The sequence below is a fragment of the Pseudomonas sp. EggHat1 genome (genome assembly GCF_014892995.1).
GTDB lineage: Bacteria > Pseudomonadota > Gammaproteobacteria > Pseudomonadales > Pseudomonadaceae > Aquipseudomonas > Aquipseudomonas chaetocerotis.
Map to the genome: position 1 here is coordinate 114,827 of NZ_JACKQK010000013.1, position 20,628 is coordinate 135,454.

Genomic DNA, 20,628 nt, shown 5'->3' on the forward strand with positions numbered 1-20,628 from the left:
GCTAGGAAGCCTGGATCAACTTGGCGAGGATCAGCCTTGGATTGGCACACCCTGCTCACCCGCGAACGTCTCGGTAAACCTGCGCCCAGCTCTGCAGAGCTGGGACGCAGTCCCTTCCACAAGGATCATGACCGCATCATCTTCTCGGGTGCGTTCCGCCGCCTCGGGCGCAAGACTCAGGTGCATCCTGTTTCGAGTAACGACCATATCCACACCCGCCTGACCCACTCGCTGGAGGTCAGCTGCGTCGGCCGTTCGCTGGCCATGCGCGTCGGTGAGATGTTGCGTGACGACCTGCCCCACTGGTGCACGCCGAGCGACCTGGGCATGGTGGTGCAGTCCGCCTGCCTGGCCCACGATATCGGCAACCCGCCGTTTGGTCATTCCGGCGAAGACGCCATTCGCCATTGGTTTCAGCAAGCCGCCGGGCGCGGCTGGCTGGATGCGATGAGCGATGCCGAACGCGGCGACTTTCTCAATTTCGAAGGCAATGCCCAGGGCTTTCGTGTGCTCACCCAGCTGGAATATCACCAGTTCGACGGTGGTACACGGCTGACCTACGCGACCCTCGGCACCTACCTCAAATACCCCTGGACGGCCCGCCACGCGGACGCACAGGGCTACAAGAAGCACAAATTCGGCTGCTACCAGAGCGAGCTGGCGCTGCTCGAACAGATCGCCGCCAAGCTCGAACTGCCGCAACTGGAAACGCAGCGCTGGGCACGTCACCCGCTGGTCTATCTGATGGAGGCGGCGGACGACATCTGCTACGGCCTGATCGACCTGGAAGACGGCGTGGAAATGGAGCTACTCGACTACACCGAAGTCGAGGCGCTGCTGCTCGATCTGGTAGGCGATGACCTGCCGGAGACCTATCGCCAGCTCGGCCCCAAAGACTCGCGCCGGCGCAAGCTGGCGATCCTGCGCGGCAAGGCCATCGAACACCTGACCAACGCTGCTGCCAGCGCCTTCGTCGAACAACAGCACGCCCTCCTTGGCGGCGGCCTGCAGGGCGATCTGGTCGAACACATGCATGGCGCCGCCAAGCACTGTGTACAGAGCGCGAAGTCACTGGCGCGCGAGAAGATCTTCCACGACAAGCGCAAGACGCTGCACGAGATCGGCGCCTATACCACGCTGGAAATTCTCCTCAACGCCTTCTGCGGTGCCGCACTGGAGCAGCACAGCGGACGTGCGCTGTCGTTCAAGCACCGGCGTATTCTCGATCTGCTCAGCTACTACGCGCCTGAACCAGGTTGGCCCCTGTATCGCTCGTTCATGCGAGTGATCGACTTCATCGCCGGCATGACGGACAGCTACGCTACGGAGATGGCGAGGGAGATGACGGGCCGTTCGAGCCCGACCTGACGAAAAGAGCGCATGAAGAACCTGATTCGCAACAGCTTCACCTGGCATGCCGGTCCGCCGGCCTGGGGCCCGGCCGTGGTCGCCGGGCTGGGCTGCGCCTTGCCGCTGGTACTGGGCCTGTTCACCGCTCACAGTGGTTTTCTCTGGGCTTCGGCTGGCGCCTTTCAGGCCGCCCAGGCAAATCCACTGCACCGTTTCGGCATGCTGCGCATGCTACTGCTCACCGGCCTGGGTGCTTGCAGCGCCGGCCTGGGTTTCTGGGCCGCCAGCCACCCGCTTATCAGCCTGGGCATTTTCGCTGCTTTCGGCCTGCTGCTGGCCTGGCTACAACGTTTCGGCAGCGAAGCCGGCAAGTTGGGTATCGGTCTGTGCATCTGCCTGTGCCTCGGCCAGGGACAATTCGGCATTGGGAATCTGCACAACCCTTATGCAGTGGCCATGCTGTTCGTTCTCGGTGGGCTCTGGGTCATGCTGCTGGCCTTCGGGCTGCGTGGCCTGCATGGCCTGCGCATGTGGCCGTACATGCCGCGTTTCCTGGCCATCCTCAAGGTACTCAAGCGTCACGCGCAGCGCCTGCCTCGTCAGCAATGGCGCCTACATGCCCTGGCCTGCATGCTGGCTTTTGCCGCGTCAGGGCTGATCGTCAATCTGGCCGGTTTGTCACGTGGTTACTGGCTGACGCTGACAGTCATCACCACGCTACAGCTGGAGTTCCAGGGCAGCCTGGTGCGAGCACTGCAGGCGAGCCTGGCCAGCCTCGCTGCCGCCGGCTTGCTGATCCTCTTCGGCCACAGCCTGCAAAGCCCACCCACGATGGTCATGACCTTACTGGTGCTGGTGATTCTCAGCCGTGCGCTGCAGGCCAATCACTACGGCTTGTTCGTGCTGCAGACCAGCCTGTGCTTCGTGCTCCTGGCCGAGAGCCTTGCACAGGACTGGCACCTGGCGGAGGTGCGCCTGCTCAACGCACTGATCGGCGTGGCCTTGAGCCTGACCGTAGCTCTTCTGGTACATGGCCTGCGCCTGCAACTGAACAAACCGAGCAAGGCCGAGGACAGTTCTCAGCAGCCTTTATAGCGTTTAGGCAGATTCGCCCACTCTTCACTATGCTGTTCAAGCCTGCAGCGCCCGCAAGGAGTGAAGTGCGATGCCCAATACCGCTGTTCCCAGAGAACGCCGTCTCCCTCTGCACGTTCATATCAGTGTCTTGTTCACACTTCTGCTGCTGTTCACCGGTGTCGCGCTGGGGTTGTTCAATTACCAGCAGACCAGTCGGCTGATCTTCTCCAGCAGTTCGACACTCTTCGAGCGCATCCAGCACGATGTCCAGAGAGATCTGGACAGTACCTACCGCCCCATACGCCACCTGCTCAGCCTGCTGGCACTGCACCCGGCCACCGAGGCCGACACGCTCGATGAACGTCTGGAAATGCTGCCGCTGTTCGTCCAGGCCCTGCGCGACAACCCCAAACTGGCCTCGATCTATCTCGGCTATGAGGATGGCGACTTCTTCATGGTCAGGCCGCTGCGCAGCGACATGCTCAAGCAGCGCTTCAACGCACCGGACAAAGCGGCCTATCAGGTCTGGGCCATCGACCGGGGCAGCGCCGGGACCGACAGCGATTACCTGTTCTATGACGGCTCACTGAACCAGCTCAGCCGCCGGCAGAAACTCAGCGAGCCTTACGATCCCAGGCAGCGCGACTGGTTCAAGCGCGCCCGCGGCGATGGCGGACAGATCACCACCGCGCCCTATCTGTTCTTCTCCACCCAGGAAATCGGCACCACGCTGGCCAGACGCAGCGGCCTGACCACCGTGATCGGCGCCGACCTGACGCTCGATGACCTCTCCGCCACATTGGCAAACCACCGCGTCACCCCCAACAGCCAGGTGGTGCTCGCGGACAACGACGGCAACGCGGTGGCCTACCCCGAGAGCAGCCGCCTGCTCAAGGAGGTCGACGGCAAGGTATCGCTGGTCAAGGTCCGCGAACTCAATCCGGCCCTGGGTGAACTGCTGGCCGGGCAGTTGAACGAACGAGACGAGGGCATCGTCGAACTGGCCAAAAAGCGTTGGGCCATGGCTCACCGGCACATTCAGGAGGGTGGCCCACAGGGGTTGCATCTGGCCCTGCTGGTTCCCGAGCAAGAGTTGCTGGCCGAGGCTTATCGTATCCGCTGGCAGGGCGCGCTGATCACGCTCACCACCCTGCTGCTGTGCCTGCCACTGGGCTGGCTGACTTCACGCCTGGTGGTCAAACCGCTGCGCAGCCTGGTGCAGGAGGCGCAGGCCATTCGCCGTTTCGACTTCGCCCATCCGGCCAGCGGCCGCTCGCCAATTCTTGAGGTCGACCAGCTGGCGGTATCGATGAGCAGCATGAAGGACACCTTGTCGAGCTTTCTCGACATCGCTGCCAGCCTCTCGGCGGAAACCCAATTCGACGCGCTGATCAAGCGCGTGATGGACGCCACCGTCTCCATCAGCGCAGCCCAGGGCGGTTTGCTTTATCTACTGGACAACGACAGCGGCCGCCTGGAGCCACAAGGCCTGGTGATCGACGGCCAGAGCCGCAGCCTTACCGATCTGGGCATCCAAGGACTGGCCCATGACGATCCGACCTTACCCAGCTGGCTGCAACGTCCAGCAAGCGGCGGCGACAGCGTCGCCACCTCCATCGGCTTCGATCAGGCGGGTAAATTTCAAGGGCTGCTGTCGGCCATGGACAGTCCGCGCCTGCACCTGATTGCTGCCGGCCTGCATAACCGTCAGGGCGACACTGTTGGCGTGCTGGTACTGTTGCAACGCGATACCGGCGAGGATAACGAAAGCATGCTCAGCCCGGATCGCGTCGCCTTCGTCGACGCCGTCTCAGGCAGTGCAGCCCTGTGCATCGAGAGCCAGCGTCTGCTGGCCAGGCAGAAGCAGCTGCTCGATGCCTTCATCCAGCTGATCGCCGGCGCCATCGACGCCAAGAGTCCCTACACCGGCGGCCACTGTCAGCGCGTACCGGAAATTACCCTGATGCTGGCCCGTGCGGCGGCCGAGAGCGACGCCCCCGAGTTTCGTGACTACAACCCCAGCGACGAGGAGTGGGAGGCGCTGCATATCGCCGCCTGGCTGCACGATTGCGGCAAGGTCACCACCCCCGAATACGTGGTGGACAAGGCGACCAAGCTGGAAACCCTGTACGACCGAATCCACGAAGTACGCATGCGCTTCGAGGTACTCAAGCGCGATGCCTGGGTCGCCTATTGGCGTGGTCGTGCCGAAGGGGGTGAAGAAAGCGCACTGGCGGCTCTGCGCGACCAGCTGCTGAGCGATCTGGACGATGAGTTCACCTTCATCGCGCGCATCAATCTGGGTGGCGAGGCCATGGCCGATGACGACCAGACCCGCCTCAAGCAGATCGCCGAACGACGCTGGCTACGCACACTGGACAATCGCCTGGGCGTTTCCTGGGAGGAAGCCAAACGTTTGGAATACTCGAGCCTTAGCAGCCTGCCGGTGGAGGAGCCGCTGCTTGCTGATCGCCTCGACCATCTGATCGAGCGCGCCGACCAGGAGGTGATCGCGCCAGACAATCGCTGGGGCTTCAAGCTGGAAGTGCCGCAATACAAATTCAACCGTGGCGAACTGCACAACCTGAGCATCGCCCGCGGCACGCTGACGGCCGAAGAGCGCTACATCATCAACCACCACATCGTGCAGACCATCCTGATGCTCGACCGCCTGCCCTTCCCCCAGCATCTGCAGAATGTCACCGAGATCGCCGGTGGGCACCACGAGAAAATGGACGGCACGGGCTATCCCAAACGCCTGACGCGCGAACAGATGAGCCTGCCGGCACGCATGATGGCGATCGCCGATATCTTCGAAGCCCTGACGGCAGTGGATCGCCCCTACAAGAAGGGCAAGACGCTGTCGGAGGCACTGAACATCATGGTCGGCATGTGCAAGGGCGCGCACATCGACCCCCAGCTGTTCGCTCTGTTCATTCGCGCAGGCATCTACCGGCGCTACGCCGAGCGTTTCATGCTGGCCGAACAGATCGATCAGGTGGACGAGCAGATGCTGCTGGAAAAGGCGGGAGTGCTGTAGGGTGCACTCCACGCACCGAGCTTCTGCATCAGGTCAAACGCTGGGTGCGCGCGGCGCACCCTACCTGACGACTGGCGCCAGAGACCCGGCGCCGAGTAGCAGTCAAGCCTGGTTGATCGGATTTTCCGGGTACCAGACGTCCTGCAACGGGCTGAGTTCGAACTTCTCCAGTTCGTCACGGCCTTTCAGCCAGGCCTCGACGGCAGCACGCTGCTCCTCGTTGACCGAGCCACGCTTGGCCAGGCAGACCAGACCGAAGTCTTCGCCACCGACGTAATCCAGACCATTGCCGGCGATGGCCTGATCGAGGAACTGATCGACGAAATCGTCGAGGGTCTGGTCGCTCAAGTCGGCCTTGAAGTTCAGGGTCAGCTCGAAGCCCAGCTCCTGGAATTCATCGACACAGAGCTTCTTGCGCAGACGGCGGGAACGGTTGGTCGCCATGAAACAATCCTCAAAGGTAATAACGCGCGGCACTCTAGCAGTTTCGCCGGCAGAGCGCCCGCTTTGTGTCGCCCTGGCGCCCCCTCGAACATGTTGAACGCCAGCTGTTTGTCGTAACTGTTTTTAACCCGGCCGAGCCGACTGCAAGCAGATTCTTGCGGCATAATGCCGGCAACTTCTCCCCGAGTCGGACTGTCGTTTATCTGTCTCCCTCTTTACTCCCGCCTGACAGCGGAAGGTTCTTGTCGATGATTCAGCGGTTTCGCCAACTGGCGCTGAGCGCCCTGCTTCTCCCCCTCGCCCTGTCCTGCCACGCTGCCAGCGCCGCACTCCCTGCCAAGGTCGAGCAGGCGCTGAAGGCCAACAAGATTTCCAACAACTCGCTGTCGGTGATGACCGTGCCTCTGGGCGGGCAGGCTGGCGGCCTGCAGTTCAATGCCGATATCTCGGTCAACCCGGCCTCCACCATGAAGCTGGTGACCACCTACGCCGCCCTGGAATTGCTGGGGCCCAACCATCAATGGAAGACCGAGTTCTATGCCGATGGCCCGCTGAAAGATGGTGTGCTGCATGGCAACCTCTACCTCAAGGGTGGCGGCGACCCGAAACTGAACATGGAGAAACTCTGGCTGCTGCTGCGCGATCTGCGCATCAACGGCGTGCGCCAGGTTCAGGGCGACCTGGTACTCGATCGCAGCTTCTTCGTTGCCCCACAGTTGCCGGCGTTCAATGATGACGGTGGAGATGCCAACAAACCTTTCCTGGTCAAACCCGACTCCCTGCTGGTCAACCTCAAGGCGCAACGCTTCATCACACGCGCCGAAGGTGGCAAGGTGCATATCGCCATGGACCCGCCAATCGCCACAGTCCGTATCGACAATCAGGTTCGCGTGCTCAAGGCTGCAACCTGCCCGGCATGGCCTGACATTCGCTACAACGCGGTGGAGCAGTACGACGGCACGACCCTGATCGTCAGCGGCCAACTGGCTGAAGGCTGCAGTGCGCAGACCTACCTGTCGTTGCTCGACCATCCCAGCTATGCAGCAGGCGCAGTGCGCGGCATCTGGCAGGAGTTGGGCGGCAAGATTCTCGGCAAGGACCGTCTGGGCCCTGTTCCGGAAAAAGCCCGCATGCTGGTGCGCGCCTTCTCCCCGGATGTGGTGGAAATCGTCCGCGACATCAACAAGTACAGCAACAACACCATGGCTCGGCAGCTGTTTCTCAGCATCGGCGCACAGTACCGCACGGAAGCCGACAAGGATGACGCCATGGCCGCGCAGCGCGTCATTCGCAGCTGGCTGGCCCGCAAGGGCATCACGGCGCCGCATCTGGTGATGGAGAATGGCTCCGGCCTGTCACGTGCCGAACGCATCAGCGCACGGGAAATGGCGCTGATACTCCAGGCAGCCTGGCGCAGCCCTTACGCTGCCGAATTCCGTAGCTCGATGCCGCTGGTGGCGATGGATGGCACCATGCGTCGCCGTCTGCAGCGCACGCCGCTGGTAGGCGAGGCGCACATCAAGACCGGCACCCTGAACAACGTGCGCGCCATTGCCGGCTTCAGCCGCGACAGCAATGGCCAGGACTGGGCCGTGGTGGCTATCCTCAACGACCCGAAACCCTGGGGCGCCACCTCGATCCTCGACCAGGTGCTACTGGAAACCTACAAGCAGCCCAAACGCTGAATATTTGTGGGAGGGCCGTAGGGTGGATGACGCTTTACCCATCCACCGGCGATGAACTCATGGTGGATGAAAAGAGCGTCATCCACCCTACGCAGGCCAGACAACCTCACTCTACCGCGCACTGAAACGCCAGGCGCGGTGGATCTTCGGGTTGCGGGCGAAGTCCGGATCCAGTGTCTGCGCGCTGATTTCTTCGACCTGGTAGCGTGCCACCAGGCTCTCATCCAGCTGGAACTTGCGGAAGTTGTTGGAGAAATACAGCACACCGCCACGGGCCAGCCGCGCCATGGCCAGGTCGAGCAGTTCGACATGATCACGCTGCACATCGAACACGCCTTCCATGCGCTTGGAGTTGGAGAAGGTCGGCGGGTCGATGAAGATCAGCTCGTACTCACCGCGATCCTCTGCCAACCAGGCCATCACGTCGCCCTGCTCCAGACGGTGCTTGTCGGAAAAACCGTTGAGCGCGAGATTGCGCCGCGCCCAGTCCAGGTAGGTTTTCGACAGATCCACGCTGGTGGTGCTGCGCGCGCCGCCCTTGGCTGCATGCACGGTGGCCGTGGCGGTGTAACAGAACAGGTTGAGGAAGCGCTTGCCCGCGGCCTCGCGCTGCAGACGCAGGCGCAACGGACGGTGATCGAGGAACAGTCCGGTATCCAGATAGTCGGTGAGGTTGACCAGCAGCTTGACCCCGCCCTCGCTCACCTCCATGAACTCGCCCTGCGCAGCCTGACGCTGATACTGCTTGGTGCCAGCCTGGCGCTCACGACGCTTGATCACCACGCGGCTCTGCGCCACGCCCAGCGCCTGTGGAATCGCGGCCAAGGCATCGAGCAGGCGCGCCTGGGCCTTGTCCGGGTCGACCGAACGCGGCGCGGCATATTCCTGGACGTGTACGTAGTCGCGGTACAGATCGACCGCCACGGCATACTCGGGCATGTCGGCGTCGTACAACCGGTAGCACTCGATACCTTCGCGACGAGCCCACTTGCCCAGTTGCTTGAGGTTCTTCTGCAGGCGGTTGGCGAACATCTGTCCGCCTTCGGACAAACGCGCCTGCTGTGGCGCTTCGCTCACCGGCTTTTGATCGTCCTCGCGCGCACGCCGCTCACCGGTAACGAACTGCTCGGTCTGCACCTTGATCAACAACAACTTGCAAGGCAGTGCGCCGTTCCAGAACGCATACTGCTTGTGGCTGCGCAACCCCATGCGCTTGCCCAGTTCGGGCGCGCCTGTGAATACCGCTGCCTCCCAGCCCAGGCAGGCCTGACGCAGACGCTCACCTAGGTTCTGGTAGAGGTACAACAGGCTGGCTTCGTCACCCAGGCGTTCGCCATAGGGCGGGTTGCTGATCACCAGGCCCTTCTGATTCTGGTCCGGGCGCGGCTCGAAACTGCCCAGCTCGCCCTGATAGATCTTCACCCAGTCCGACAGGCCGGCGCGTTCGACGTTATTGCGCCCAGGCTGAATCAGGCGCGGGTCGGCTTCATAACCACGAATCCACAGCGGCGGCTTGGCCAATCCCGCCGCAGCGCGCTGCTCAGCCTCGGCATGCAGCTTCTTCCAGATTGCCGGCACATGGCCCAGCCAATTGGAGAAACCCCAGCGCTCGCGCTTGAGGTTGGGCGCGATGTCGGCAGCCATCAGCGCCGCCTCCACCAGGAAGGTACCCACGCCACACATCGGGTCGGCCAATGCGCCACCCTCGGCAGCAATGCGCGGCCAACCGGCACGAATCAGGATCGCGGCAGCCAGGTTCTCTTTCAGCGGCGCAGCACCCTGCTGCAGACGGTAACCACGCTGGTGCAGGCTGTGCCCGGAAAGATCCAGGGAAAGCACTGCTTCACCGCGATCCAGGCGCAGATGCACGCGCAGGTCCGGGTTGAGCTTGTCGATGCTGGGGCGCTCGCCGCCGGCCGTACGCAACCGGTCGACAATCGCATCCTTGACCTTGAGTGCGCCAAAGTGAGTGTTGTCGATCCCCGAACCATTGCCACTGAACTCCACCGCCAGGCTGCCGGACGGCTCCAGATGGTCGCGCCAGTCCACTGCCTGCACGCCGTCATAAAGCTCGTCGGCGTTGTTCATGGCAAAGCGCGACAGCACCAGCAACACGCGGTTGGCCAGGCGCGACCACAGGCACAGTCGATAGGCCACCTCAATTTCGGCATGGCCACGGACCGCGGCCGTTTGCTCACGCGCGTCTTCCAGCCCCAGCGCTTTGGCCTCTTCCAGCAACAGGCCCTCGAGCCCCTTGGGGCAGGTCAGCACGATTTCGTAACGATCGGACATGGATGTTCCACTGCCTATGGCAATCAGGGAGGTGCAGCGGCGCACCTCGACTCAAAATAAGTGACAAAAGGTCACAGCGCGACCCTTCGTCGGAATAAGCAAGCACTCTCATTTGCACTAGCAAAATGACGGCATCGGCGCGCACAGCCAGATATGACGGCGTCTGGCTGAAAGATGCTGGACGTATCTCCAGCGCCCTTATGGCCTCACCCGCATTTAGGTTACGCCCTTATGACAAATCGATCATTCACAGGCCTCAGTGCATTCGTTAGAACACTACCTAAGGCTTTCGCCGCAACGGCGCAGGCACAGAAAGTTCGCCACGCCGGCAGCGGACTTTCGCAGGCAGAAGATTTCTGCCCGGCCTTGCCACAAGGCCAACGGGACATAACAGTCAACAGTGAGGGCAACACCCTATGAGAAGACTTAAGCGTGATCCGTTAGAAAGAGCTTTTTTGCGCGGCTATCAGTACGGCATCAATGGTAAATCCCGCGAACTTTGCCCCTTTACCCTACCTTCGGTTCGTCAAGCCTGGCTCAATGGCTGGCGTGAGGGCCGTGGCGATAACTGGGATGGGCTGACCGGCACCGCCGGTATTCATCGACTCAACGAACTTCACGCTGTCGGCTGATCAGGATCACCCCCGACTTCACCATGCCGACCCCCTCCGGGCGGCGGGCGCAAGCCCAAGGGCTCCTTCGGGAGCCCTATTTATTTATGCGGCTTATTTACGCAGCGCGGCAATCGCATCCACGGCCTCGCGAATCAGCGCCGGCCCCCTGTAGATGAAACCCGAATAGATCTGTACCAGGCTCGCACCCGCAGCGATCTTCTCCGCTGCATGCTTGCCTTCAGTAATACCGCCGACCGCAATGATCGGCAGACGGCCCGACAGTTCACCTGCAAGCACCCTGACGATATGCGTACTCTTGTCGCGCACCGGAGCGCCCGACAAGCCGCCGGCTTCATCCCCATGGGCCAGCCCTTCGACACCTTCCCGGCTGAGCGTGGTATTGGTGGCGATCACCGCATCCATATCGGCCCCCAGCAGCGCTGATGCCACCAGCGCGGTCTCTTCATCACTCATGTCCGGGGCGATCTTGATCGCCAGCGGCACGCGCTTGCCATGCTCCTGTGTCAAGTCTTCCTGACGACGACGCAGCGCCTCGAGCAACTCCTTCAACGAGTCGCCGAACTGCAGACTGCGGAGCCCCGGAGTGTTGGGCGAGCTGACGTTGACCGTGACATAACTGGCATGGGCATACACCTTGTCCAGGCAAGCCAGGTAATCGTCCACCGCCCGCTCGACTGGCGTATCGAAGTTCTTGCCGATATTGATACCCAGCACACCATTGAACTTCGCTGCCTTGACCCGCTCGAGCAGATGATCGACGCCATGGTTGTTGAAACCCATGCGGTTGATCACCGCCTCGGCCTCTGGCAGACGAAACAGTCGCGGCTTGGGGTTGCCCGGCTGCGGACGCGGGGTAACGGTGCCGATCTCAACGAAACCGAAGCCAAGCTGGGCGAAGCCGTCGATGGCATCGCCGTTCTTGTCCAGCCCTGCCGCCAGACCGACCGGATTGGCGAACTGCAATCCCATCACGCTTACTGGCAGGCTGGTCGGTGCCTTGGTCAGCAGGCCATTGAGCCCCAGGCGACCACCTGCACCGATCAGATCGATGGACAGCTCATGGGACGTTTCCGGGGAAAGTTTGAACAGCAGCTCGCGGGCCAGGGAGTACATGGTCAGGCTCAGCTCGACAGGTAGAGGATTGGCAGCCGACGATTATAGCCGCGCCGGCACCCTCGGCGCGAGGCAAGCGCGCCAGGTCAGTCCAAAGGGCGTAAACTCAGCAATTCGCCGGAACTACTGAACTCCAGTACGAAGGAGCCAAAGATACCGGCGTGAGTCAGATACGGCCGCAGATGGTGGGCCGGCAAACTGACGCGGCGCCCGTCCCGGCTTTGCGCCATAATCCGGTTAGCCTGGCCACGATAGATGGCCTGCAATCGTTCGGCCGATAACGCAATATCCAGCACCAAGCTGGGCATGGAGGCACCCTCGCAAATGAATGCGGCTATTTTGCCACAGACCTGCAACGCGACAGGCACTCCCGCGCCGCGCTACGCTATATGGGCAATAGCCATCCGCGTCTGCCACACTGCAGCAGACGCTTCAGGAGCGATCTGCCGGCCATGAGCCTGTCCGAATCCTCAACTCTCAGTAGCCGCCTGGCCGCTCTGGCCCAGCGAATGGGCCTGCTCGGCCGCAGCTCACGGCAGATATTCGCCAGGGCCAGTGCCCTGCGCCTGCCATTCAAACCGTTGCCTGCAGCGGTCGAAAGCATTGGCTGGCACGACGGCCCGCAATTGCAGCTTCTACTCAACCTGCCTCGCGGCGCACTTTCCGGCCCGGTACAGGAAGACAAAGCCCACGCACATTCAGCACTGACTCAAGTAGTAGAAGCCCAAACGCAGCAACTGCAGTCGTTCGATCTGCGCCTGATCGACGGCTTCGCCTGCCGTTGTCCGGCGCCAGGCTACGCGAGCTTCGAAGACTACGCGGCGAGCGAACACTGCAAGCAGGTGCGCATTATCAGCTACAAGGATTTCGTTAAAACCACCGGGCAAGCGTTGCCGCGCTTTCTCGCCGGTGAGCCAATCGAGCTACGTCAGGCCAACTGGCGCGGCTCGCGCACCTTCTGGTCAGGAGAGATGCACGGCGAAGCCTTCGCTGGAGCCATCGCCTATGCGCGCAGGCGCGAACTGGAAGTGCTGCTACCAGCCAATCTGGTTCGCTATCGCTTGAATGAAGCGGGCCTGGATAATCTGCAAAAGCGCTATCACGTACTGGCCATGCCAGAAGCGGCCTGGAGCGATCCCAGCTTCATGGGGCTGCTGCTGGACAACGGCATCCCCTATGCACGCCTGTCGCTGCTGAAGAAAGCCGGCACCCCAGAGTTCCTTCTCCTGCCCAAGGAGCATCAGCAAGCAACTGCGCTTGGCGAAGGATTGCGCCTGGCCGGCGCACCAGACGTGCCGAGCCATCTACGCCAGCTAGCCGTCCAGCCAGCCTGAGCAGACTGACGAGCTATTCGTCGCAACCGCGCAACAGTCGCCCAATCATATCCAGCGAATAACCACGATAGGCCAGGAACCGGCCTTGTTGAGCACGCTCACGAGCATCACTCGGAAGCCGACCGGCAAACTTGCGCTGCCAGGTTTCACGCAACTGCTCGAACCAGTCGATCCCACTCTCACGCAACGCCTGATCGACATCGCCACGCGCGAGTCCACGCTGGCCAAGCTCCTCGCGAATACGCAGCGGACCGTAACCAGCACGCGCCCGATAAGCGACAAAGCTTTCCAGATAGCGGGCCTCGGACAACAAGCCCTCCTCTGACAGCCGCTGCAAGGCCGTGTCGATCATGTCTTCGGGGGCGCCACGCTTGCGCAACTTGCGCGTAAGCTCGACACGCCCATGCTCACGTCGCGCCAGCAGATCCATCGCCGCCCGCCTGACGGCGAGCGGGTTATCCAGCACGACGGTCATGCTCTGACGGCTTAGAAGTCGACTTCAGCATCAGCCAGATCGGCAGCCGGCGCCTTGGCAGGAGCGCTGCTGACCAGCAGTTTCTCGCGAATCTGACCTTCGATCTCGCGCGCCACTTCCTGGTTCTCTTCGAGATACTTAGCCGCATTGGCCTTGCCTTGACCGATCTTGTTGCCCTTGTAGCTGTACCAGGCACCCGACTTCTCGACCAGGCCCTGTTGCACGCCGAGATCGATGATCTCGCCATTACGGTAGATGCCCTTGCCATAGAGAATCTGGAACTCGGCCTGACGGAACGGTGGTGCGACCTTGTTCTTGACGACCTTCACGCGAGTTTCGCTACCCACGACCTCTTCGCCTTCCTTCACCGCGCCAGTACGACGGATGTCCAGGCGAACCGAGGCATAGAACTTCAGCGCGTTACCACCGGTGGTGGTTTCCGGGCTACCGAACATCACGCCGATCTTCATACGAATCTGGTTGATGAAGATCACCAGGCAGTTGGCGTTCTTGATGTTACCGGTGATCTTGCGCAGCGCCTGGCTCATCAGGCGCGCCTGGAGCGGAAGCAGTATTTGGATGGGTTCAGGTAGGGTCGCTCCTACGAGGCCAACGCGCTGCAAAGCCATACTGTTCATGCCTTTCACCCTTGCGGAAGCCAAATCTCCATCTACGCTTCCTATCTGAACCAACTTCAGGTAGGAACGTGATGAGCGGGAAACTGGAAAATTTCTTGAATGGTATCAAAACCTGCTGTCCTAAGGACATCCTGACCTGGGTGGAAAAGCATCCTCCAAAGCGTCGGGCGCCCTTCATCCGCGAATTTTTCATGATCGCTCACGACCTTGATCCGGAATGGCATCGGAACTCTGGGGTGATTACCAATGCATGTCGGACATTTCTCTTTCATCGCCGTAGTGCAATATCAAAAACCACAGGCAAGCCGGTCAAAGAAGTTACCGTAATCTCTGACTACACAGCAGTTCGTCATTACTTAAACAGGCTTCAAAAAGCCAAGAAACTGCCTAGTAATGCGCTGATCCCCCCAATCACCAAATCGTCAGACGTATTCTCGGAAAAAGAATGCAATATCCTTGGTTATCTGACTTTGGAACATGCTGTTCAAGCAGCCTCCATGGAAATCGCTTTGAGCGAAATTGCGCAACAAATCGAAAAACATAGAGCTGTCATTCTCTCCAAATGCAAACATGTTGTTGCAGAAGGTTTTGCGCGTTATTTGAAAACCCCAGACATTATTCGCAGAAGCGATGTAATTGCCATTCGACCAACAAAGGACAACTTAGATCCTAACCTGAGAGGCTTTGGCACCGGCCAACATATTAGTTTTTTCTCACCCTCCCACCCAAATGGCTTCATTAACTCTGTTGCGTACCTAGCCACAGAACAAGACGGCCTTTTTACTCGCAAATCATTTCCTGGATCACATCACATTTACTCCTGGTCTTTAATGGAAATTAAATCATACTTGGGAATCACTGACGAATTTGCTGTTGCGGCGATGTGCATCATTATTGATGAGCTTGGAATTAACGTCATCGACTTGGCAAACGCCCAAGTAAAGAAAACGAAAGATGGGCAATTCGTCACCATCCGCGAGGATGGTGGGATCACCGTCACCACCCTTAAACCCCGGGCTAACAAATTAATTGAGCGTCATGCACCAAAAGCTTCGAACGAGATTAAAGTCGATGCAGAAAGTATAGACGCTAATACTACGCTATGGATGCTGTTACAAATGAGAACTCAGCACTCCAAGGCTTTGAACTCCAACTATCTTTTCGTCATGGATGGGTCTAGCCCCACTCGTCAACGGGATGAGCATCTCTACCGTATCTTAAACACGAGACGAAAAAGCACTTTCAAGGCAATCATTGATTCGCTTCCCCCATGGGTAGCTGAAGCTGAGCCTACCATGCCCAAAATCAGAGTTTCACGTGGCCTGCTTAAGTGGATCGAGAGCGGTGGCGACACTCTGGAAACAAGCCTATACCTTGGCAACTCGTTACTGACCGCCTTGCGAAACTACGTACCACCGTCAATCCAAGAGTTTGTATACCGAAAGAAACTCCGTGACCATCAAAATATTCAGCTCCTTATAGCCGAAGAAATTACACCCTATACAAGTCACCACAGTGGTGAAAGTTATGAGATAGCCCAAGCCCAGCTCATTTACGCCGTGAAGCAAATCAGAGCTACCTCCCCCCAAGCAGCAGAAAGCAATCCAAGCCATATAATTTACTTTCTCTGCTCGCCTCAAACGATTGAGCTTGTCGTCTCATATGCAACATTCGGGAAAGACGACAATCTCACTTCAACATGCAAGACGATTATCACAAAGATCCAAGAAGAAGGCAGTCGCAAAATGATTAAACTGCTAGCCGATGCCAAACCTAAACGCATGGACTTTGATCTCCTTGAGGCATCCGTTAATGAATAACGAGAAATCTCAAAAAAACACACCATCGGCACCGTCATCCCAAGCCGTTCTTCCTAATTGGATTCACCCTGCCTCCACAAATAGAGAATGGTATGTGCCAAAAACCGGAACAAGCGTGTCTGCCTCAGATGATCCAAACACTAGACACTATGTAAAGATTAGCTTCGATTATAAGCTATTCGACGAGTCATCTACAGCAGATCTAGTGTGGAACTTATTTATCAGGGACTTACAGTCATCAGCCATTGCCTTGATTGAAAGCTCAAAATCGAAACGACCGAATGCGCTTGCTTCATTTGTGAGGACAGCCTTTGAAATTGCCGATCATGTGTACGAGGCACGGGCTCGCTCAAGCAATGCTCCTAAGATCGTAACCTTGGCCGACATCACTCTGGACGATGTGAAAACCTTCCTAGAAGCCCATGATTTAACATTCATGGGAATAAATATCGCCAAGCTTAATTCAGAATTAGGATCAGCATCCAGAGGACTGACAACTATTGCTCCCTTGATCTCCAATATGGGGATCCCCCCTATTACTAAAAAGATCATTATTCAGAAGCTCAAAAACAACAAGCTTGATATCTGCCGAGAATTCGCCTGCACCTACGCTGAAAAAGAAGAGGATGATAAAGATAGCCTCAGCATTTGCACACTACAAACTAAATGCACCAACCTAGCTTACCTGCACTCCACAAAGGAACAGCAATCTCATCCTTTTGAGGTTGGAGCACATGAAATTTCAGACATTCTAAACAACATACCCGGGAGATTTATCGAGAAAAACCAAACACCATTGATGCCTACAAACGTAGCATTCCACTACATCAGCAACGCGATTATCTTTCACCGCGACTATGCGCCACATATCCGAGAATATATTAAAAAGCTTGACGACCACTACAACAAGGAAATTATTGGACGGTACGCGGCCAGCACAATCAAATCAAACGTACACACCTTCAAGAAACAGACCTTAGAGGCGGTGCCAATCCCGAAGGCATTGCAGCACCTCAATATCAAAACGTATGGGAAATGCGGCAGAACCAGAGGTGGAATCAACTGCAATTCTATTTTGCGAGAGCACATTTCCACTGACGAGTTGATTTATTTCTACGCCATTACAACCCGCATCCTGATACATACTTTTTCAGCTTGCCGTGTGTTGAGCGCCTCCTTGCTCGACGCCAATTGCCTAACAATATCAAAACTGGATGGCTTATGGGACTTGAAACTTAAGATCCCGAAAGCCAGCAACAGCTATGAGCTTGAAATTATTAAGCGCCCAATCCCTAAAGTCATTTGGGACTTTATTTACGAATATATCGAATTCATGGAGGATCGCCATCCAGGGATGACTTCAATCTGGCCCTCTGGCGCACAGAAAGGGAAAGACCGAAATGAGACAACTTTTCGTAAAATACTTGATCAATACTCTGATTGGATTCAAACACCAACCACAGACGAAACACGATGGTATGCACGCCCTCATCAATTCAGACGTTTCTTCGCAGCCTTCTTCTTCTACTTGAGCGGAAGCACTGAAATTGAACCGTTGCGATGGATGATGGGACACATCGAACCGAATGTAACACTCTACTACGCTGACATCTCGAACCAACCTGAATGGGAGCGAGACACTCTCGAATTTCTAATTGACTTCTTGGAGGGCCACGTAGGCAAGGATGTCTGGGTCGACGAAGAATTACTGGACGATTTTTCCAAATGTGAACGAAAAATAAAACTAGGGGATCACACTTTGTTGTCCGAACACCTCCAAGAACTGGCAAACCATCACGACATCAAACTAAAGATTATGAACAACCAAAAAATCTTTATATATGCGAGCAGATAACATGAGCCGTTATTCGAAAGGCGAAACATCAAAAGCCAAGCTAAAGGAAAAACAGGCCAAAACACAAAGCTTGCTTAACAAAATCATATTGCTTAGGAAAGCAGTTCGAGACAACCAAAGAATTCCGACATTAGACGTATTCAAAAACAAGAGGGGCATCCCCTTCAAAGCTACTTTAGCGTGGGAGGACGGCACTCTAGAAGTATCATCCTGCTCATACAACACCTCACAAGAACCCTACAACAAAGAATATGCAGAACAACTTTCTGTAGCCCTAAAAGCATATAACGAATTGACCACCGCCGCCGAGGCGCCCCCACCTCAAAAACGAACAACAAAGCGCTCACAGCAAGAGGAAATCACCATTTTAAAAAACCAAATCGACTACCTTACCAACACAGTTGCTGAAATGTACCGCGCATATATTCAATTAACCTCAAGAGTAGACGAGCAAACGCGTCAAGATCTTAGATACCAGCAAGTTCTAAAGAGCCATACCCAAGCCCTTGATAGAGCGCACTTAACGCTGGTGAAACTATGATACATACAGCGAAATCTCCCCGTCTTGATTTTCTTTTCAACCATGGTCATACCCCCCCCCACCACTACCCCTTATATTTGACTCAAAGGGCAATTTCTGCTGGGAGATCAACAACTACCTAACACAGTATAGTGGTGGGCCCAACAGCTACGGAGCGCGCCCGTCACCCAAGACCGTATTTAGTCGAGCAGAAACATTAAATGTCTTTCAAGGCTATCTTGAATCTAACAAGCTAACCATCTTCGACGCCACCGACGAAACATTGTACGACTTTGTCAGGCACAAACAAAAATTTGAAAATCCCAACTCCACCACTTTAAAAAGAATTGTTAGATACATACTACTCCTACTGGAACACACCCAACAGGAAAACAAATTTGCAAAGCTCCTCACAACCGACCCTGGCGCTCATGAGTTTCAGATTAACGCCACAGAAGATTATTACAATTTCCAGAGGCGAAAAGTACGATTCCTAACACACCCATGTATAGAAAACCTAAAAGACACACCAATAAAACCAATAAGCTTTATTCGTAACAACGAGCTAAACGCGTGGCACGATGCCATTCATGAATACACATCTAATCAGTACATAATTGATAGATGGTACGCGCTTTCCACCCTTCTGGAATTTACAGGATGCCGGATCGAAGAAGCGATAAATATCCCCGCGAGTTCAATCATTCACGCCTTCAAGAACAACGATCTCGTCAGAAACATTCCAGTTCTCAAAGGCAAGTACAAGGGATGCTTGCGGCAAATTTTGATTCCTCGACCTGAGCTACAAGAATTATACAAATTCGTATCGCTTACCCATAGCCTGCATCCACACAGCCTGCTTCATGACAGAATATTTGTTAGCGAAGACAGCGGCCTCCCAATGTCACGCACGACCTTCAACTCGTATTATCGAGTTGTTGCAAATTCATCCAAGCACAAGGATTTACTTCAAGAGGTTTCCTACCACAATTTCCGCCACCGCTATTTCACAATCCTGGTTGCGAAAAATATAAGCAAACTTTCGAAAAAGTCCAAGGTGAACATCTTGGATGTGGCAATGGCAATTGTGCGTAAGGATTCACACCATGCTTCTAAGGACACCCTTTCGACCTACATTCACCTTACACAAGATCCAGAAATCCAGGAGATTCTTAAAGCAGAATCTAACGCTTCTGCGACCCTCACGGCAATAGAAAACCTTTTGAAGACAGACGACGGTAGATCATCCGAAGAGAAGCTGGCCGGAATAATGGTATTGATCAACGCCAAGTCTCCCTGAGATCTGCATTGCTTGGCGCCTGCGAATACAGTAAAAACTGATCTCTAAAAGTAAGAATAACTATGTCTATTATTGCCGAATACAAAGCCCTCGAAGCCCAAATCGCCGAGCAAACCGCTCGCCTCGAAGCCCTCAAAAACGACGGAAAACTGAAAAAAGAAATCGAGTTTGAAAACAAACTCCGCAGCCTGCTCGCCGAATACAACTACTCCCTGCGGAACGTGATCGCCCTGCTTGATCCAAGCGCTGGTAAGACCGCTGCTGTCCCTGCGAAAGGTGCTCGTCGCGAGCGAGCTATCAATGTCTACAAAAATCCGAACACTAGTGAAGTGGTAGAAACCAAGGGTGGCAACCACAAGGTACTGAAAGCGTGGAAGGCTGAGTACGGTGCGGAGGCAGTTGATACCTGGCTGCAATAAGCTTGTTTCGAGTTGATCACAGGATCGCGTAAGCGGCCCTTTTGGTTTGGGCGACACATGGATTCAAGAGCGGTTTCTGTGGTCGACAGCCACTCGCTCGAATAGGTGATGCACGGCCTGTTTCCCAAACGCGTGCTGGACACCATGACCGACAACGAAGAGATGTCGCTGGAAGTGCTGGATGACGAGACCAAGAGCCGGGCGTTTGCGTGGTTGATGTTGAAGATGCTGACGGCGGCTGGAAGTTTGGGGCAAGGTAACAGCGGCGCTGCTGTCTGACCTTCTTGAGCGCTGGTATTACTTGCTCTGGTTAGATTTCAGACAGTTTTGGCAGAAGGCTTGAAGGGTCGCAGGCGAGTTCGCCTGCGATGCGGTAGAGCTTCTCGACGGTGATGTTGACCTCGCCACGCTCGATGCGACCTACATAGCTGCGATCGAGATTGCACGCCAGCGCCAATGCGTCTTGGGAAATCCGGCAGGCCTTCCTCTGCATTCGGATGCGTTCCCCTAACGCTTTCGCCAACTTATCCATGACCGTCTCAACTCAGCTTGAGGCGGCACTATCGTGCGTTTGCGGACGCAGAGGCCACGGATTATAATCCGCATTTTTGCGCTAATTCTTCTGGTGCCT

At 56.8% G+C, this 20,628-nt stretch carries 17 protein-coding genes and 2 pseudogenes; 12 read left to right on the plus strand and 7 right to left on the minus strand.

The genetic code is table 11. The annotated features are described in order from the left end of the window. Positions 1 to 36 precede the first annotated feature (36 nt). From INS93_RS19395 to INS93_RS19405, 3 genes are all read left to right on the plus strand, one after another. Positions 37 to 1,368 (plus strand): deoxyguanosinetriphosphate triphosphohydrolase, encoded by a 1,332-nt coding sequence (locus INS93_RS19395; RefSeq protein WP_192984994.1) that lies wholly within the window; start codon positions 37 to 39, stop codon positions 1,366 to 1,368. Positions 1,369 to 1,380: 12 nt separating this feature from the next. Then, positions 1,381 to 2,445, plus strand: coding sequence for an FUSC family protein (locus tag INS93_RS19400; RefSeq protein ID WP_160019611.1), 1,065 nt, complete (start codon positions 1,381 to 1,383; stop codon positions 2,443 to 2,445). Positions 2,446 to 2,515: 70 nt separating this feature from the next. Further along, positions 2,516 to 5,467 carry an HD domain-containing phosphohydrolase gene (locus tag INS93_RS19405; protein WP_192984996.1) on the plus strand — a complete coding sequence of 984 codons (2,952 nt, stop codon included), beginning with the start codon at positions 2,516 to 2,518 and terminating at the stop codon, positions 5,465 to 5,467. A 102-nt stretch (positions 5,468 to 5,569) separates the two neighbouring features. On the opposite strand, the gene INS93_RS19410 is transcribed toward INS93_RS19405, so the two are convergent. After that, on the minus strand, positions 5,570 to 5,911 hold the full coding sequence (locus INS93_RS19410; RefSeq protein ID WP_045735171.1) for a YggL family protein: 342 nt from the start codon (positions 5,909 to 5,911) through the stop codon (positions 5,570 to 5,572). A 248-nt stretch (positions 5,912 to 6,159) separates the two neighbouring features. Here INS93_RS19410 and dacB point away from each other — a divergent pair, with 248 nt between their 5' ends. Beyond that, on the plus strand, positions 6,160 to 7,596 hold the full coding sequence (gene dacB, locus INS93_RS19415; protein WP_192984998.1) for a D-alanyl-D-alanine carboxypeptidase/D-alanyl-D-alanine-endopeptidase: 1,437 nt from the start codon (positions 6,160 to 6,162) through the stop codon (positions 7,594 to 7,596). A 111-nt stretch (positions 7,597 to 7,707) separates the two neighbouring features. Here dacB and rlmKL read toward each other — a convergent pair whose 3' ends face one another. Continuing rightward, complete coding sequence (gene rlmKL / locus INS93_RS19420; RefSeq protein ID WP_192985000.1) at positions 7,708 to 9,888, minus strand: bifunctional 23S rRNA (guanine(2069)-N(7))-methyltransferase RlmK/23S rRNA (guanine(2445)-N(2))-methyltransferase RlmL; 2,181 nt, start codon at positions 9,886 to 9,888, stop codon at positions 7,708 to 7,710. Positions 9,889 to 10,304: 416 nt separating this feature from the next. On the opposite strand from rlmKL, the gene rmf reads away from it, so the two are divergent. Further along, positions 10,305 to 10,520: a ribosome modulation factor gene (gene rmf, locus INS93_RS19425; RefSeq protein ID WP_003244273.1), complete on the plus strand. Its 216-nt coding sequence runs from the start codon at positions 10,305 to 10,307 to the stop codon at positions 10,518 to 10,520. 93 nt (positions 10,521 to 10,613) lie between these two features. Here the strand turns inward: rmf and INS93_RS19430 are convergent, their stop codons facing one another. Both INS93_RS19430 and INS93_RS19435 read right to left on the minus strand, forming a co-directional pair. Beyond that, a complete protein-coding gene (locus INS93_RS19430; protein ID WP_192985002.1) occupies positions 10,614 to 11,636 on the minus strand; it encodes a quinone-dependent dihydroorotate dehydrogenase in 1,023 nt (340 codons plus the stop codon). Positions 11,637 to 11,722: 86 nt separating this feature from the next. Next, the gene (locus INS93_RS19435) at positions 11,723 to 11,944 is read right to left on the minus strand and encodes a DUF2835 domain-containing protein (protein WP_072425434.1); all 222 of its coding nucleotides are present in this window, start codon (positions 11,942 to 11,944) and stop codon (positions 11,723 to 11,725) included. Between the two features lie 144 nt (positions 11,945 to 12,088). On the opposite strand from INS93_RS19435, the gene INS93_RS19440 reads away from it, so the two are divergent. Continuing rightward, on the plus strand, positions 12,089 to 12,970 hold the full coding sequence (locus tag INS93_RS19440; protein WP_160019617.1) for a DUF6685 family protein: 882 nt from the start codon (positions 12,089 to 12,091) through the stop codon (positions 12,968 to 12,970). A 13-nt stretch (positions 12,971 to 12,983) separates the two neighbouring features. Here INS93_RS19440 and recX read toward each other — a convergent pair whose 3' ends face one another. Beyond that, positions 12,984 to 13,445, minus strand: a complete 462-nt coding sequence (gene recX, locus INS93_RS19445; protein WP_192985004.1) for a recombination regulator RecX — start codon at positions 13,443 to 13,445, stop codon at positions 12,984 to 12,986. Positions 13,446 to 13,456: 11 nt separating this feature from the next. After that, positions 13,457 to 14,008 (minus strand): annotated as a pseudogene (locus INS93_RS19450) (DNA recombination/repair protein RecA); the annotation flags it as partial. Positions 14,009 to 14,154: 146 nt separating this feature from the next. On the opposite strand from INS93_RS19450, the gene INS93_RS19455 reads away from it, so the two are divergent. The 6 genes and pseudogenes from INS93_RS19455 to INS93_RS19480 all read left to right on the plus strand — a co-directional run. Continuing rightward, positions 14,155 to 15,903, plus strand: a complete 1,749-nt coding sequence (locus INS93_RS19455; RefSeq protein WP_192985008.1) for a hypothetical protein — start codon at positions 14,155 to 14,157, stop codon at positions 15,901 to 15,903. Continuing rightward, positions 15,896 to 17,758, plus strand: coding sequence for a hypothetical protein (locus INS93_RS19460; RefSeq protein ID WP_192985010.1), 1,863 nt, complete (start codon positions 15,896 to 15,898; stop codon positions 17,756 to 17,758). Before INS93_RS19455 ends, INS93_RS19460 begins: the two co-directional genes overlap by 8 nt. A 1-nt stretch (position 17,759) precedes the next feature. Further along, positions 17,760 to 18,299, plus strand: a complete 540-nt coding sequence (locus INS93_RS19465; protein ID WP_192985012.1) for a hypothetical protein — start codon at positions 17,760 to 17,762, stop codon at positions 18,297 to 18,299. A 262-nt stretch (positions 18,300 to 18,561) separates the two neighbouring features. Further along, a complete protein-coding gene (locus INS93_RS19470) occupies positions 18,562 to 19,578 on the plus strand; it encodes a site-specific integrase (protein WP_192985014.1) in 1,017 nt (338 codons plus the stop codon). A gap of 62 nt (positions 19,579 to 19,640) precedes the next feature. Beyond that, positions 19,641 to 19,997, plus strand: coding sequence for a histone-like nucleoid-structuring protein, MvaT/MvaU family (locus INS93_RS19475; protein ID WP_192985016.1), 357 nt, complete (start codon positions 19,641 to 19,643; stop codon positions 19,995 to 19,997). Between the two features lie 81 nt (positions 19,998 to 20,078). Continuing rightward, positions 20,079 to 20,276, plus strand: a pseudogene (locus tag INS93_RS19480) (hypothetical protein); the annotation flags it as partial. Between the two features lie 31 nt (positions 20,277 to 20,307). Here the strand turns inward: INS93_RS19480 and INS93_RS19485 are convergent. Further along, complete coding sequence (locus tag INS93_RS19485; RefSeq protein WP_064495867.1) at positions 20,308 to 20,529, minus strand: helix-turn-helix domain-containing protein; 222 nt, start codon at positions 20,527 to 20,529, stop codon at positions 20,308 to 20,310. Positions 20,530 to 20,628: the final 99 nt, after the last annotated feature.

What these genes read in the sequence shown, in the direction of transcription:
- INS93_RS19410 (WP_045735171.1), bottom strand. Translation starts at nt 5,911, where the DNA reads ATGGCGACCAACCGTTCCCGCCGTCTGCGCAAGAAGCTCTGTGTCGAT.
- INS93_RS19460 (WP_192985010.1), top strand. Translation starts at nt 15,896, where the DNA reads ATGAATAACGAGAAATCTCAAAAAAACACACCATCGGCACCGTCATCC.
- INS93_RS19435 (WP_072425434.1), bottom strand. Translation starts at nt 11,944, where the DNA reads ATGCCCAGCTTGGTGCTGGATATTGCGTTATCGGCCGAACGATTGCAG.
- INS93_RS19440 (WP_160019617.1), top strand. Translation starts at nt 12,089, where the DNA reads ATGAGCCTGTCCGAATCCTCAACTCTCAGTAGCCGCCTGGCCGCTCTG.
- INS93_RS19465 (WP_192985012.1), top strand. Translation starts at nt 17,760, where the DNA reads ATGAGCCGTTATTCGAAAGGCGAAACATCAAAAGCCAAGCTAAAGGAA.
- rlmKL (WP_192985000.1), bottom strand. Translation starts at nt 9,888, where the DNA reads ATGTCCGATCGTTACGAAATCGTGCTGACCTGCCCCAAGGGGCTCGAG.
- INS93_RS19400 (WP_160019611.1), top strand. Translation starts at nt 1,381, where the DNA reads ATGAAGAACCTGATTCGCAACAGCTTCACCTGGCATGCCGGTCCGCCG.
- INS93_RS19485 (WP_064495867.1), bottom strand. Translation starts at nt 20,529, where the DNA reads ATGGATAAGTTGGCGAAAGCGTTAGGGGAACGCATCCGAATGCAGAGG.
- dacB (WP_192984998.1), top strand. Translation starts at nt 6,160, where the DNA reads ATGATTCAGCGGTTTCGCCAACTGGCGCTGAGCGCCCTGCTTCTCCCC.
- INS93_RS19430 (WP_192985002.1), bottom strand. Translation starts at nt 11,636, where the DNA reads ATGTACTCCCTGGCCCGCGAGCTGCTGTTCAAACTTTCCCCGGAAACG.
- INS93_RS19455 (WP_192985008.1), top strand. Translation starts at nt 14,155, where the DNA reads ATGAGCGGGAAACTGGAAAATTTCTTGAATGGTATCAAAACCTGCTGT.
- rmf (WP_003244273.1), top strand. Translation starts at nt 10,305, where the DNA reads ATGAGAAGACTTAAGCGTGATCCGTTAGAAAGAGCTTTTTTGCGCGGC.
- recX (WP_192985004.1), bottom strand. Translation starts at nt 13,445, where the DNA reads ATGACCGTCGTGCTGGATAACCCGCTCGCCGTCAGGCGGGCGGCGATG.
- INS93_RS19475 (WP_192985016.1), top strand. Translation starts at nt 19,641, where the DNA reads ATGTCTATTATTGCCGAATACAAAGCCCTCGAAGCCCAAATCGCCGAG.
- INS93_RS19405 (WP_192984996.1), top strand. Translation starts at nt 2,516, where the DNA reads ATGCCCAATACCGCTGTTCCCAGAGAACGCCGTCTCCCTCTGCACGTT.